The 13,836-nt window shown below is 70.1% G+C and carries 12 protein-coding genes and 1 pseudogene; 6 read left to right on the plus strand and 7 right to left on the minus strand.

Annotated elements, in window-relative coordinates; translation table 11 throughout:
- Positions 1-10 precede the first annotated feature (10 nt).
- The 6 genes and pseudogenes from tmcA to ACR4XJ_RS02560 all read left to right on the plus strand — a co-directional run bounded on the left by tmcA (position 11) and on the right by ACR4XJ_RS02560 (position 5,388).
- Positions 11-442: an acidic tetraheme cytochrome c3 TmcA gene (gene tmcA / locus ACR4XJ_RS02535; protein ID WP_434753726.1), complete on the plus strand. Its 432-nt coding sequence runs from the start codon at positions 11-13 to the stop codon at positions 440-442.
- Positions 443-515: 73 nt separating this feature from the next.
- A complete protein-coding gene (locus ACR4XJ_RS02540; RefSeq protein WP_434753727.1) occupies positions 516-1,127 on the plus strand; it encodes a hypothetical protein in 612 nt (203 codons plus the stop codon).
- A 5-nt stretch (positions 1,128-1,132) separates the two neighbouring features.
- Positions 1,133-2,050, plus strand: a complete 918-nt coding sequence (locus ACR4XJ_RS02545) for a universal stress protein (RefSeq protein ID WP_434753728.1) — start codon at positions 1,133-1,135, stop codon at positions 2,048-2,050.
- Positions 2,051-2,091: 41 nt separating this feature from the next.
- Positions 2,092-2,376, plus strand: a pseudogene (locus tag ACR4XJ_RS02550) (response regulator); the annotation flags it as partial.
- A gap of 291 nt (positions 2,377-2,667) precedes the next feature.
- The gene (divK, locus tag ACR4XJ_RS02555; RefSeq protein ID WP_434753847.1) at positions 2,668-3,063 is read left to right on the plus strand and encodes a DVU0259 family response regulator domain-containing protein; all 396 of its coding nucleotides are present in this window, start codon (positions 2,668-2,670) and stop codon (positions 3,061-3,063) included.
- A gap of 309 nt (positions 3,064-3,372) precedes the next feature.
- The gene (locus ACR4XJ_RS02560; protein ID WP_434753729.1) at positions 3,373-5,388 is read left to right on the plus strand and encodes a hybrid sensor histidine kinase/response regulator; all 2,016 of its coding nucleotides are present in this window, start codon (positions 3,373-3,375) and stop codon (positions 5,386-5,388) included.
- On the opposite strand, the gene ACR4XJ_RS02565 is transcribed toward ACR4XJ_RS02560, so the two are convergent.
- From ACR4XJ_RS02565 to ACR4XJ_RS02595, 7 genes are all read right to left on the minus strand, one after another.
- Positions 5,385-6,596, minus strand: a complete 1,212-nt coding sequence (locus ACR4XJ_RS02565; RefSeq protein ID WP_434753730.1) for a response regulator — start codon at positions 6,594-6,596, stop codon at positions 5,385-5,387. The genes ACR4XJ_RS02560 and ACR4XJ_RS02565 overlap by 4 nt on opposite strands.
- Positions 6,593-9,004, minus strand: coding sequence for a PAS domain S-box protein (locus ACR4XJ_RS02570; protein ID WP_434753848.1), 2,412 nt, complete (start codon positions 9,002-9,004; stop codon positions 6,593-6,595). The genes ACR4XJ_RS02565 and ACR4XJ_RS02570 overlap by 4 nt, the downstream gene beginning before the upstream one ends.
- A gap of 52 nt (positions 9,005-9,056) precedes the next feature.
- A complete protein-coding gene (locus ACR4XJ_RS02575; RefSeq protein WP_434753731.1) occupies positions 9,057-9,704 on the minus strand; it encodes an RrF2 family transcriptional regulator in 648 nt (215 codons plus the stop codon).
- A gap of 394 nt (positions 9,705-10,098) precedes the next feature.
- A complete protein-coding gene (locus ACR4XJ_RS02580) occupies positions 10,099-10,557 on the minus strand; it encodes an RrF2 family transcriptional regulator (protein WP_434753732.1) in 459 nt (152 codons plus the stop codon).
- 249 nt (positions 10,558-10,806) lie between these two features.
- Positions 10,807-11,616, minus strand: a complete 810-nt coding sequence (locus ACR4XJ_RS02585; RefSeq protein WP_434753733.1) for an HD-GYP domain-containing protein — start codon at positions 11,614-11,616, stop codon at positions 10,807-10,809.
- A 468-nt stretch (positions 11,617-12,084) separates the two neighbouring features.
- The gene (locus ACR4XJ_RS02590) at positions 12,085-13,455 is read right to left on the minus strand and encodes an ATP-binding protein (protein ID WP_434753734.1); all 1,371 of its coding nucleotides are present in this window, start codon (positions 13,453-13,455) and stop codon (positions 12,085-12,087) included.
- Positions 13,452-13,817 (minus strand): response regulator, encoded by a 366-nt coding sequence (locus ACR4XJ_RS02595; RefSeq protein ID WP_333507554.1) that lies wholly within the window; start codon positions 13,815-13,817, stop codon positions 13,452-13,454. The genes ACR4XJ_RS02590 and ACR4XJ_RS02595 overlap by 4 nt, the downstream gene beginning before the upstream one ends.
- Positions 13,818-13,836 lie beyond the last annotated feature (19 nt).

A 13,836-nucleotide genomic window follows, 5' to 3' on the forward strand; every position in this document is an offset into this window, starting at 1 on the left:
GAGCACCCCCATGAAGGCACCACGTTCCCTGCCGGTGGCGGCGATTCTGGCGGCCGCGCTGCTGTTCCTGCTGCTGCCGCCCGTGCCCACGGCCCCGGCGCAGGACGACATGACCCATCTCGCGCCGGACGCGCTGGCCCCGCATTCCCGGCCCGCCGCCCGGTTCGTGCACGACACGCACAACGAAAAGGCCAAGATCGACGAGTGCGGCACGTGCCACCACGGCACCACAGAGGACGGGCGGCGCGACCCGGCTGCCCCCACGTCCGAGGGCACGCCCTGCGCGGACTGTCACGCCGTCCACGAAGGTGGGGGAGGCGGGGTCGGCAAGACCGGCAAGGGCACCCCGCTGGAGCGCGCCTACCACCGCCAGTGCATGGGCTGCCACAGAGAGCAGGGCAAGGGCCCCACGGCCTGCGGCGGCTGCCACACCAAGGTCTGAGGCGCGGCGGCGGAACGGCGGAAACGGCAACCGGCCCCCTGCGGCACCCCACGTCACACCTGACGGAGAACACATGGACACCGTGCACCTCGCCCCCGATGGAACGCTCCGCACGCCAGCCGGGTCTGCCGGATCTGGCGGATCTGGCGGATCCGGCGGTTCGGACGGAACGGTCCACACCGACCCGCTGCCCTGCCTGCGGCTGGCGGCGGTGCTGGACGCGGGCTGCACGCTGCGCTCGTTCTTCGCCCTGCTGACCCGGTACGCGGAACTGCAACGCCTTGGCCCGTTTTTGCCCGCCGCCGTGGCGGACGCGGCCCGTTGCCCGGCCGAAGGCTGCCGCGCCGATGGACTCAGCGGCCTTGCCCTGCGCAAGACGGTGGACCTCATCGGCTACCCCGGCGGCCCACGCGCGGAAATCTACCTTTCGCTGCGGGCGCTGGCTCCGGGGGCGGGCAGCCCCTGCGGCCGCGACGGCGAAACGGAACACGAAATCAGGTTCATCCCTCTCGACGCCCTTCTGGATCTGCCGCTCTCGCTGGGCGGCCTGCGACACGTGGTATTCGGGGACAGGACGCGGGTGCTCGACTGCGAGACCACCTTCAGCCTGTTCGAAGTCATCGAGGGCCTCGCATGGGAGCTCGGCTTCCAGGGCGGCGCCAGACACTGCAGCCTACGGAGGTAAACGCCATGTTCGGTAAGATCCTCTTTGCGACGTCGGCCTCGCCGGCATGCGACAATGCGGCCAAGGTGGCCTTCGAACTGGCCCGGCGCAGCGAGGCGCGCCTGTACGTCTTCCATGTGCTGGGGGTGCCCACGCGCGGCTTCGGCCACTACGTGCGCGACCTGAAGTCCGGCGAGGAGGAAGTGGCCGACGCGGACTACCGCGAATGGGTCACCGAAGAGCTGAAGCACGTCTACGAGGCCCAGTTCAAGGAATTCGGCCCGCCCAACGCCGCGCTGCAACTGGCCGTGGGCGTGCCGCACACCGAAATCCTGCGCTTTGCCCGGCAGGAAGGGGTGGACCTGATCGTCATGGGCGCGCACGGGCGCGAAGAGGACGCCGCCTCGTCGCGGGTGCGCTCCATCATCGGCAACACCATGCAGAAGGTGGCCAAGTCCGCCCGCTGTCCGGTGCTGATCGTGAACCGGCCGTGCAACACCTGCTGGCACATGTTCTCCAACATCATCTTCAGCACCGACTTCTCCAAGCCCGCCGACGCGGCCTTCCAGTTCGCCTACAAGACCGCGCGCGAGGTGGGCGCCAAGCTGTACCTGTTCCACGCCTGCGACCTTGGCGGCGCGGGGCTGTACCCCAGCCAGGCCGAGATAGAACGGCAGCTGGAACGGGCGCGCAAGCAGATGCAGGACAAGTACGTGAGCAAGATGACCGACTACGACAACTATCAGGTGGAAATCTGGGAAGGCACGCCCTACGTGGAAATCCTGAAGTACGCCCGCGATCGCAAGGCGGACCTCATCGTCATGGCCCACCACGCCAGGGACGTTCCCGCCGAGGACGCGGAAATCGGCTCCACCGTGGAGCAGGTGGTGCTGCGCTCGGCCTGTCCGGTGGCCAGCGTGACCCACGCGGAGCGGGTGGCCTGACGCCAGCCCCTTGAAGACAAAACAACTGTGCGGGTAGGCCCATGGCGCTGGTGCTGGTGGTGGACGACGACCTGTCGTTCCGGTTCTTCCTGAAGGCCCTGTTCGAAACGGACGGGCACGAGGCCGTGGCCGCCCGCAACGGCGCCGAAGGGCTGGAGGCGGCCCGGCGCAGGCGGCCCGACCTGGTGGTGCTGGACGTGATGATGCCGGGCGGGGGGGGCCTGCCCATGTACCGCGCCATGCAGGCCGACCCCGCCCTGCGCGCCGTGCCGGTGATCATGCTGTCCGGCGTGGGCGGGGCCACCTTCGCCCACGGGCTGTCCATGTGCGGGGCCGCGGACGGGAATGGGGGCAAGGACGTGGACGCGCCGTTCGCCTACGTGGAAAAGCCCCCCCGGCCGGACAGGCTGCTGGAGCTGGCGCATCTGGCGCTCAATGGGGCGCTCGACGGGGCGCTCGACGCGCCCCGGAATGGCTCGAAAAACGGAACGGCGGGACAAGCGGGACGGGCGGCACAAGACAGCACCGGGGCGGACCCGGACGGAATATCACAGAGGACGGGGCAGGCAGCGGCGGCACCGCGCGCCGCCACGCACGACGTCAAGGAGAATGAGCGCATGCCGTACAAGATACTGGTCGTGGACGACGACCCCTACATCGTGAAGTACATGGTGGATATCCTTTCCGACAACGGGTACGCCACCTGCTCCGCCTCGGACGGCAGCGAGGCGTTGGAGGTGCTGCAACGCGAACGCCCCGACCTCGTCACGCTGGACCTGGAAATGCCCAACGAGTGGGGGCCGCGCTTCTACCGCAAGATGACCAAGGAAGAAGCCTTCCGCGACATCCCGGTCATCGTCATCAGCGGGCTGTCGGGCATTCACCTGGCCATCCGCAACGCCGTGGCCTCGCTGAAGAAGCCCTTCGACCCCAACCGCCTGCTGGAGATCATCCGCGACACGCTGGAAAAGCGCGGGGAACTGGCGGCGGAAGCGCCCGAAGTGCGGCAGTAGCGCGGCTGCACGCCCGCCGGCCTTATGGAACGGCGGCGGGCGTGACGCCGGAGAAGGCGTCCGCACCGGGGCGGGCAATACCCTCTCCGGCGGCCCGCCCTTGCCGCGCGCGGCTCCGCGTGGGATAACGAGGCATCCGGGCGCCGTCCGGGTGCCGTCCGGGGCCATCCGGGCGGCCTCCGACAGCGCATCCGCCGCGTCGCGCCGCCCGCCGCGCCCATCCCCCGATGGCCGCACCGGGACGCGGGACGAGGCCCACCGCCCCGCAACATCCCCACCCGGAACGCGCCGGACCACGAGGAGCCGCGCATGGGCGCATCGATCCTGCTGGTGGACGACGAGGAAGGCATCCGCACCGTGCTCGGCATATCCCTTGCCGACGCGGGCTACCACGTGACCACCGCCGCCAGCGGCGAAGAGGCCCTTGCCCGGTTCGCCGAGCGCAGGCCCGACATCGTGCTCACCGACATCAAGATGCCCGGCCTGTCCGGGCTGGACCTGCTGGAGCGCATCAAGGCCGCCGACCCGGACGTGGAAGTGATCATGCTCACCGGCCACGGCGACATGGACCTCGCCATCCAGAGCCTGAAACGCGACGCCACCGACTTTCTCACCAAGCCCGTCAACGACGACATGCTCGAAGTGGCCCTGCGCCGCGCCGGGGAGCGCATGTCCATGCGCAGCCGCCTGCGCGGGTACACCGAAAACCTGGAACAGATGGTGCGCGACCAGTCCGCCCGGCTGGTGGAGGCGGAGCGCCAACTGGCCGCGTTGCAGGTCATGGACGGCATCGCCAGCGGCATCCGCTCGCTGTGCAGCGCCCTGGACGACGGCGGGCTGTTCAACGAGCTGCCCTGCTTCGTGGCCGTGCACAACGCCGATCTGGAAATCGTCTCCACCAACCAGTTGTACAAGGAACGCCTGGGCCACCGCATCGGCAGCCGCAGTTGGGAGGCGTATGCCGGGCGCGGCCCCGGCGACCGGCTGTGCCCGGTGATGCGCGTGCTGGAAACGGGCGAGGGGTTCCGCTCCAACGAAGTGCTGCTGGACAAAAACGGCCAGGAAATCCCGGTCATCGTGCACACCGCGCCCATCTACGGCAACGACGGCGACGTGGAACTGGTGCTGGAGCTTTCGGTGGACGTCTCCGAGGTGCGCCGCCTGCGTGAAGAGTTGCGCCTGACCCGCGAACGGTTCCGCCAGCTGTTCGACGAATCGCCCTGCTACGTGGCGGTCATGGACCGCGATTTCGGCGTGGTGGAGGCCAACCGGAGATACCGCGAGGATTTCGGAGACCCCACCGGCCGCCGCTGCCACGACGCCTTCGCCCACCGCCTGGCCCCCTGCTCGGGCTGCCCGGCGGGCCGCACCTTCGACGACGGGCGGCCCCACCAGGCGGAAACCGTGGTCACCGCGCGCGACGGGCGGCAGGTGAACGTGCTGGTGTGGACGGCCCCCCTGCGCGACGCGGACGGACGCATCACCGAGGTCATGGAGATGTCCACGGACATCACCGAACTGCGCCGCTTGCAGGACCGGCTGTCGCAACTGGGCCTGCTGCTGGGGTCCACGGCGCACGGCATCAAGGGGCTGCTCACCGCGCTGGACGGCGGGGTGTACCGCCTTGGCAGCGGCATCGCGCGCGGGGACGCGGCGCGGGTGCAGGACAGCCACCAGGACATCCGCCATCTGGTGGACCGGCTGCGCAAGATGGTGCTGGACCTGCTGTACTACGCCAAGAACCGCGAACTGAACTGGGAAGTGGTGGTCACCCGCGCCGTTGCCGAGGACACGGCGGCGCTGGTGGAGTCCAAGGCCGCGGAGCGCGGGGTGCGCTTCGTGCGGGATTTCGCGGAGGGGGATGGGGACGGGGGGACGGGCGGCGGCCCGGCCGACCTCGGCACCTTCGAGGCCGACGCCGGGGCGCTGTCGTCCGCGCTGGTGAACCTGCTGGAAAACGCGGTGGAAGCCTGCGCGGCCGACACCCGCAAACAGGACCACGAGGTTACCTTCCGGGTGCGCGGCGCGCCGGACGAGGTGACCTTCACCATCATCGACAACGGCACCGGCATGGACCGCGAGACCCGCGAAAAGCTGTTCACCCTGTTCTTCTCGTCCAAGGGCACCGCCGGGACGGGCATCGGCCTGTTCGTGGCCAGCCGGGTGGTGCAGCAGCACGGCGGGCACATCGCCGTGGCCTCCGAGCCGGGCGAGGGCAGCACCTTCACCGTGTCCCTGCCGCGCCGCCTGCCCGACGCGGTGCGCCGGGGCGAGGCGGAGGAGGAAGCCCGCGAGGAGAACGGCGGGCGGCTTCCCGGAAGCTAGCCGGTCCGCACCCGCAGCACGGCCCGCACGCCGCCCTCCGGCGACGCGGGGGAAAGTTCCAGTTCGCCGCCCATCTCGCGGGCCAGCTTGCGCGTGGCCATGAGGCCCACGCCGCTGCCGCCCGGCTTGGCGGAGACGAAGGCGGCGAAGCCGTCCGCGTCTTTGCTGTTTCGTGGCGGCAGGCCGGGGCCGTTGTCCTCCACCACGTATTCGACGCCGGGCGCGCCGACTGATTCGGCTGATTCGGACGACGCCGTCCGGCGGCTGTGCAGGACCACCCGCCGGGACGGGCCATCCGCGCGCCGTTCCTCTCCCTGCCCCCCGAACGCCTCGATGGCGTTCACCGCCAGGTCCATCAGGCAGCGGTGCACCGCGTCCGGGTCCAGCAGCACCGGCTCCGGCCCGGCCCTGGCCTGCACCTCCAACGCCACCCCGGCCGTTGCCGCGCGCGGGGCCAGCAGGCGGGCCACGTCGCGCAGGGGACCGTCCGGGTCGCACGGGCGCGGGGAAAGCGCCGCCGCCCGTCCCATGTCCAGCAGACGCACGGCCAGGTCGCGCACCCGCGCCACGTCGTCGCGCACCATGCGCCAGCCCTGTTCCAGGTAGTCGCGCCGGTCCAGTTCCAGCCCCTTTTCCAGCACGAACATGGCCCCTTCCAGCCCGCCCGCCATGTTCTTGATGGCGTGGGCCAGGCCCGCCGCCGTCTCGCCCACGGCGGCCAGCCGTTCGGCGTGCAGCAGTTGGCGGGTGCGTTGGGCCACCAGCAGTTCCAGTTCTTCGGTATGGCGGCGAAGGGCCTCGCGCAGGGCCATGCGCTGGCGGGCGCGGTCCAGCGCCACCTCCAGCGCCTCCGGGGCCACCGGCTTGGTCAGGAAGTCGCCCGCGCCGAAGCGCAGGCTGGACACGGCAAGCTCCATGTCGCCGTGCCCGGTCAGCACCAGCACTTCCACGCCGGGAAATTCCGCCTTCACCGCGCGCAAGAGGTCGATGCCGTCCATGCCGGGCATGCGCACGTCGGTCAGCACCACGGCGGGCGGGTCCGCGCGGACCATGGACAACGCCTCGGCCCCGGACGCCGCCGTGCGCACCGCGCAGCCCATGTCCGCGAGCAGCAGCGCGAGCACGGTGCGGATGCCCTCCTCGTCGTCAACCAAGAGAAGTGGCAGAAGAAGGGGCAACAGGGGGGGCAGCGGCGGCTGTGCGCTCATGCCGCGTCCCCTTCACGGGGGGCAACCGGTTCCTCCGCCGCTCCGCCGCCCCCCGTTCCCACAGTTCCCACAGTTCCCGAGGTCACCGGAAAATGCAGGGTGAAGCACGCCCCGCCCTCCGCCGGGCTGGACGCCTGGATGGACCCGCCGAACTCCTTGACCAGCCCGTAGCTGATGGACAACCCCAGCCCCGTGCCCTTGCCCACCTTCTTGGTGGTGAAGAACGGCTCGAAGATGCGCGGCAGCAGCGCCGGGGGGATGCCGCCGCCGGTGTCGCACACCCGCGCCGTCACCCGGCGGTCGTCGGCCACCGTTTCCACGGTGATGCGGCGCGGCGCGCCCGGTTCCCGTTCGCTGCGCTCCTCTATGGCGTCACGGGCGTTGAGCAGCAGGTTGATGAACACCTGCTCCAGCCGGTTGGGCACGGCCATGACCGGGGGCAACGGCTCGGTCAGCCGCCAGTCGATGTCTATGCCGCGCAGCGACAACTGGCGGCTGAAGAATTCCGTGGCGCTTCGCAGCACCGCGTTCACGTCCACCCGTTCCAGCGCCAGGTCCGACCGGCGGCCGAAGTCGCGCATGTGCCCGATGATGCGGCTGGCCCGGTCCACGTGGCCGTCGATCTCACGGGCCATGGTGGCGAGAATATCGGGGTCGATGGGCTCGCCGCGCGTCACCTTGCGCAGCAGGAAGCCCCCAGCGGTCTTGATGACCGTCAGCGGCTGGTTCAGTTCATGGGCCACCCCGGTGGCCATCTCGCCCAGGGTGGCCATCTTGCCCGCCTGGATCACCTTCTGCTCGGCTTCGAGCCGTTCGGTGATGTCGGTGGTGGTCACCAGCAGCACCTGCCGGGCCAGGTATTCCGCCGGGGAGAGCATGATGTCCACGTGAAAGGGCCTGCCGTCGCGGGCCACGTTGCGGGCGCGGTTCAGCACCGTGAAGGCCCGCAACTGCGAGGCGTAGCGCTCGCGCTCGTCGGGCGGAAACAGGTCCAGGAACGAGCGGCCCTTCATGTCCTCGCGCGGCCAGCCGTACACCTTTTCCGCCGTGGAGTTGCAGTCCACCACCTCCAGGGTCTGCTGGTCCAGCACGAACACGGCGCTGGGAATGTGGTTGAAGATGGCGTGGTACTTCAGCTCGGAGCGGCGCAGCTTTTCCTCCAGTTCCCTGCGGTCGGTGATGTCCAGGGTCATTTCCATGGCCGCGGTCACCCGGCCTTCCGCGTCGAACACGGGCGAGGTGTGCACGATCCAGTGCGCCCGGCTGCCGTCGGTGTGGAAGCCGCTTTCCTCGCTGCAATGGGCAAGGCCGGTCTGCATGGTCATTTCCACCGCGCAGTTGGGGCACTTGCCGGTGCGGCCCTTGTAGGCCTGGAAGCAGAAGTCCCCGGGCTTGGGCGTGAAGTTCTCGCGGAACATGCGGTTGTAGCGCAGCAGCCGCAGGTTGCGGTCCTGCACGGTGATGGCGCAGGGCACCTGGTCGAACAGCCGCTGGTACTCGTCGCGCTGGCGGTTCAGTTCCGCCTGCTTCTGGGCGATGTCGCGGTCCATGCGGGTGATGGCCCCGGCCAGTTCGCCGATCTCGTCCTGCTGGCGCACGCCGGAAAGGTCCACCGGTTCGCCGCGTGCCACGGCGCGGGTGCCCGCGATGAGCCGGGCCACCGGGCGCGTCAGGAAGCGCCGCAGAAACAGGTGCACCGCCGTGGCCCCCAGCAGGAACACCGCCGCCGCCAGCGTCACCACCCGGGTCTGGAAGGACAGCACTTCGGTTTCCGCGTCCTGCAACGAAAGCACCACCTCCAGCGCGCCCAGCACCAGTTTGTCCGCCGGGTGGAAGTGGCAGGGCTCGCCCGAGCAGCCGGGCTCGTTCATGATGGGGGTAAGGCTGCCCAGCAGGCGGCGGCCTTCCCCATCGGTGAACACGCGGGTGCGCTCGCGCAGGGCCAGCCACTGGCGCGGCTCGGCCGTGCGGTGGCATGCGGCGCAGGCCTCGTCGCGGATATTGGTGCGGCGTTCCACCTCGTCCGGGTCGCCCGAGAACTTGATGACGCCTTCCTTGTTGTAGATGCGGATGGAGACGATGTCCTTCTGGCGGGCCACGTCGCTGATGATCTGGTTGATCTCGTCGCGGGCGTTCAGCATCATGGCGAAGCGCGCGCCAAGGCGGATGGTGGTGCCCAGGCGGTCGCCCCCGGCGGCCAGTTCGTCGTGCAGGTGTTCGCGCTGGTAGCGGATGCTGCCCAGCGACAGCACCAGCACCCCCAGGAACAGCGCCGCGCCGCTGCCCGCCACCACCTTGGCGGCCAGGCTGCCGCCCCGCAGCCAGCGCGCACGGCGGCCCTGACCGGCTCTTGGACCGCTGCCCGGGCCAGCGGATGCGCCGCCTGTTCCGGCGGTCATTCCGGTCATGGCGGTCATGGCGACCTCCTGTGTTGCCGCGCCGCGCGCCGGTCAGCCACGGTCAGGACACGGTGGCCGGGCGGTTGCGCGGGATGCCCGGTCCGTCCGCATCGTCCGCTCTGGCCGCGTCGCCCGATCTGGCCGCATCATCCGGATTCTCCAGATCCCCCGGACGCGCGGGTTTTCCCGGCGCCGCGAAGCCGCCCGGCTCCGCAAGCCCGGCCAACGCGCGCAATTCCCGCTCCGCCTCGTGGCGGCGTTCGGCCATGGTGCCGGGGCACCAGTCGCCGAACTTCACTCCCTGGTCCACGTAGCGCAACAACTCGCCGAAGGTGATGGCGTCCAGCCGGTCGAACATGGCCCGGCTGCACTCCTTCCAGACCATGCGCGTGAGGCAGCCGGGGGCGTGGGAACAGTGCTCCTCGTCGCGGCCGCATCCCACCATCTCCGCCCCGCCTTCCAGCACGCGCACCACGTCGCCCACGGAAATCCCGTCCGGCGGACGGCCCAGGCGATGGCCGCCGTTGGGCCCGCGCTGGCTCACCAGCAGGCCCGCCTCCTTCAGCGAACGGCTGATCTTTTCCAGGTACTTCTGCGATACGTCCAGCCGGCGCGCCACGTCGCGCATCAGCACCGGACCAAGGCGGCTGTGCTGGGCGATGTCCAGCATCATCCGCGTGCCGTAGCGGCTGTTGGTCAACAAACGCATGCCTGCCCCCTCGGTTGACGGTCGCGCCGCACCATGAACGGGAACCCACACCCCCGCTCAATGCCACGCAGCGCGCATGCATGCCGAACAGAAACCAACGCTCCATGCACGCCCTGCCGACATACCATACCGCAATGGTATATTCAACAACGCCACGCTGCTAACGCATTCACTCCACATCGGGATAATCCGGATTGAACAGATTGCCACGCTGCAAATCCACTTTTAGCGCACGAAACGACGCTGCAATGGAACATGACGCAACATGCGCACGATGCAGCATGAAACATGAAGGCGTCCTGCCCTGCATGGGCCGGACGCCAGTGTCATTGAGGAAAGGCGGGGCGGAAAGGGGGGAAGGTGGAGTGCGCGTGAAAGGCGGGGAAACGGGACGTCAGGCATCCGGCCTGTCGGACAGGATGTTTCCGTCGGGGGACAGGTCGTGCTCGGGCACGTCGGGCAGGCCCTTGGCCAGATCTTCCACGGTGATGGCGTCCAGCGCCGATTCCACGGCGTCGGCGGCGCGGGTCCAGCCGAGGCAGGTCAGCCTGTCGCCGGGGGTGCCGACCGGGGCGCAGTGTTCCGCGATGCGGATGCCGCCCTCCATGAGCCGCACCACCGTGCCCAGGGTTATCCTGGCGGGCGGCAGGGCCAGACGGTGGCCGCCCATGGCCCCCCGCGCGCTGGCCGTAAGCCCGGCGCGGCGCAGGTCCTTGAGTATCTGCTCCAGGAACTGGACGCTGATGTCCGTGTACCGCGACAGCGCGGTGGTGGTCAGCGGCCCCTCGGTGCCGTGCACCGCAAGGGCCACCAGCACCCGTGCCGCATAGCGCGTTCTGGCGGTGAGCTTCATGCCGTTTCAGGGTCTCCCGTTGCGGCGGCGCGCGACGTTGCGCCCCGTCCACTGCGGTACACCTACACCATGCGTGCACGGCATTCAACACCATTAGTCAGGATTGGCACACCCCGGCACTGCGGCGCACACACCGGAGAACTCTTGTATCGGACTACTTTCATCCAGGATGTTTTCAATCCGGAACAACGTTCCACCAGTGAGACTTCATGAAACAGTCCGGGCGCGCCGCCCTGCGGCGGCTGGCGGTCACCGGATGGTTTCGCCGGTGCGCAGGCTGGAACTCACCTGGTCCCGCGCGGCCCACAGGTCGCCCGCTATTTCCAGAAAGGCGTCCAGCGGCCGGGGGTCGAAATGGGCGCCCCGTCCCTCGCGCATGATGGCGATGGCCTTGTCGAACTCGAAGGCGGGCTTGTAGGGCCGCTTGCTGGTCAGGGCGTCGAACACGTCGGCCACGGCCACGATGCGGCCCTCCAGCGGGATGCCCTCGCCCGAAAGGCCGCGCGGGTAGCCGGTGCCGTCCCAGCGTTCGTGGTGGGTGCCCGCGATGGTGGCGGCGACGCGCACCACCCGCGACGACGAGGCCGCCAGGATCTTCTCGCCGATGGTGGCGTGCTGCTTCATCACCGAGAACTCCTCCGGCGTGAGCTTGCCCGGCTTCAGCAGGATGGCGTCCGGCGTGCCGATCTTGCCCACGTCGTGCATGGGCGCGGCCACGCGCAGGTCGCGCAGGCCGTCGGCGGGCATGCCCAGCGCGGCGGCGATGCCTTCGCTGTAGAAGGCCATGCGCAGGATGTGGTCCCCGGTGTCGTCGTCCTTGTAGGCGGCCGCCAGGGTGAGCCGGTTCAGGGTGTCGAGGTACGAGCGCTCCAGTTCCGCGCGCGAGGCGCGCAGGTCGAGCACCGTGCGCCCCAGGTCGTCGGCGAAGGCGCGCAACTGGCCATGGGCCATGCGGAGTTGCTCGCGCGTCTCCTCCATGGCCGAACAGGTGTTTTCCGCAATCTCTTCAACGTGATCCCGGCCGGGATGCCGTGGATCGCGCGTGGTGTCTCGCGCCATGCTGTCCTCCCGTGCTGTGTGTCCTCCCGTGCTGCGCGCCCTGCCGTCCGCGCCGGTCCAAGCCCCACACTCGCCGCTCTCCCCTGCGGCCGCGCCGGGTTTCGGGCTGTTGCCCGTGCGGGACCCGGCGTGACCAACCATGACGGCCGCGCCGGTCCATGCCGCCACACCCATCGTTTCCCCTGCGGCCGCGCCGGGTTTCAGGCTGTTGCCCGTGCGGGACCCGGCGTGACCAACCATGACGGCCGCGCCGGTCCAAGCCCCACACTCGCCGCTCTCCCCTGCGGCCGCGCCGGGTTTCGGGCTTGCGCCCGTGCGGGACCCGGCGCGGCCTGGGGCGGGGGTGTGCGCAGCTCCGAAGCGGGTGGGCCGCACGGCGGAACCCCCGTCCGCCGTCCTGCCCCGGAGCGGGCGAACGGCCCGTGCGCATGGGGGGGCACCCATACGCCGCGTGCCGCGCCCGAAACGTCAGCCTGCCACCAGTTCCCGCGCGCCCGCGCCCGGCGCTCCCACGCAGGCGGGCAGGCGCACCGCCACCGTCGTGCCCCGGCCCACCTCGCTGGCCAGGGTCACCTCGCCGCCGTGCAGCCGGGCGATGGCCCGTGCCAGGGTAAGCCCGATGCCCAGCCCTTCGCGGTTGCGCGTCATGTACCCCTGCGCCTGGTAGAAACTTTCGAACACCCGCTCCCGCTCCTGCGCGCCGATGCCGATGCCGGTGTCCGCCACCTCCACCACCACCTCGCAGGCCATGCAGCACGCGTCGTCCGCCGCGCCCTCCGCCGCGTCTGCCAAGCCTGCATCCGATCCCGCCCCGGCCGCGCCGCGCGGCGGGCGGCAACGCAGGGTCACCATGCCCCCCTGCCTGTTGAAACGGATGGCGTTGTGCACCACGTGCAGGAACATTTCGCGCAGCAGCCCGGCGTTGCCGCGCACCGTCACCGGCGCGGCCCCTGCGGGCACCGGCCCCAGCACCACCCCGTGCGCGGCGGAAAAAGCGGACAACTCCTCCAGCACCCCGGCCAGCACCCGGTACACGTCCACCGGCGCGTCGGAGGACTCCACCCGGCCGCCCTGCACCTCCGCGAAGCGCACCACCTCGCGCACCATGGCATGCATGCGCCGCGCGGCCTGCAACAGGTGGCCCAGCAATTCCTCGGCGTCGGAATCGCCCCGGCGGCGCGCCTCGTCCAGCAGAACGTCGCCCAGTCCCAGGATGCCGTTGAGCGGGGTGCGCATCTCGTGCGAAATGATGGCCAGAAAATCCTGCTTCAGGTGCTGCACCCGGCGCTGCATGCTGATGTCGTGCAGCACCAGCACCCGGCCGCCGTCGCTCAGGGGCGAGGTGGCCACCCGCACCATCCGCCGGGGCATCCCTTCGGGCGAGGGCAGTTCCAGTTCCACCACCCGCGCGCCGTCCATGTCCGGAAATTGTCCCGACGCCGGGCCCGCACCCGGTGCGGAGTCACCGGACACGCCGGGCAGTACGGCCGCCGCCCCCGCCTCGCCCAGCAGTTCGTGCAGGGGGCGGCCCTGCACGTCCGGCGGGGGGCGGTCCAGCATGGCGCAGGCCGCCGTGTTCACGCTGACGGCCATGCCCGCCGCGTCCACCGTGAGCATGCCGTCGGCCATGGAATCGATGACCGCGCGCAACCGCTGGTTGACGGCCTGCAACTCCGCGCGCTGGGCCCGCTCCACGGTGTACAGCGCCGCCAGATCCTCGGCGTAGCGCACCGTCTGCATGGATACCTCGCCGCACTCGGCCAGTTCCAGTTGGTCCGGCGGGTCCGGCCCCGCGTCCGGCCCCACATCCGGGCGCATGTCATCCGGCGGACGGGTCATCCCAGAAACTCCTCGATCTTGCGGATCAGCGCCAGCGGGCTGAACGGCTTGGGGAAGTAGTCGTCGGCCCCGGCGCGCAAGCCCTCCTCGCGGTCCAGGGCCTGGCCCTTGGCGGTCAGCATGATGATCCGGCAGCCCGCCGTGGCCGGGTCGTCCCGGATGCGCCGGGTAGCCTCCAGGCCGTCGATCTCGCCGGGCATCATCACGTCCATCAGGATCAGGTCCGGGCGGTGCAGGCGGGCCATCTCCACCGCCTGCATGCCGTTTTCGGCCTGCAATATCTGATAGTTGCCAATGCGCAACGTGGCCTGCACCAGTTCGCGCACCTCGTACTGGTCTTCGGCGATGAGTATCCGTTTCATGGCGTCTCCCCCTTGCATG

This window comes from Nitratidesulfovibrio sp. D1, from assembly GCF_051133415.1.
Classification (GTDB): Bacteria; Desulfobacterota; Desulfovibrionia; order Desulfovibrionales; family Desulfovibrionaceae; genus Cupidesulfovibrio.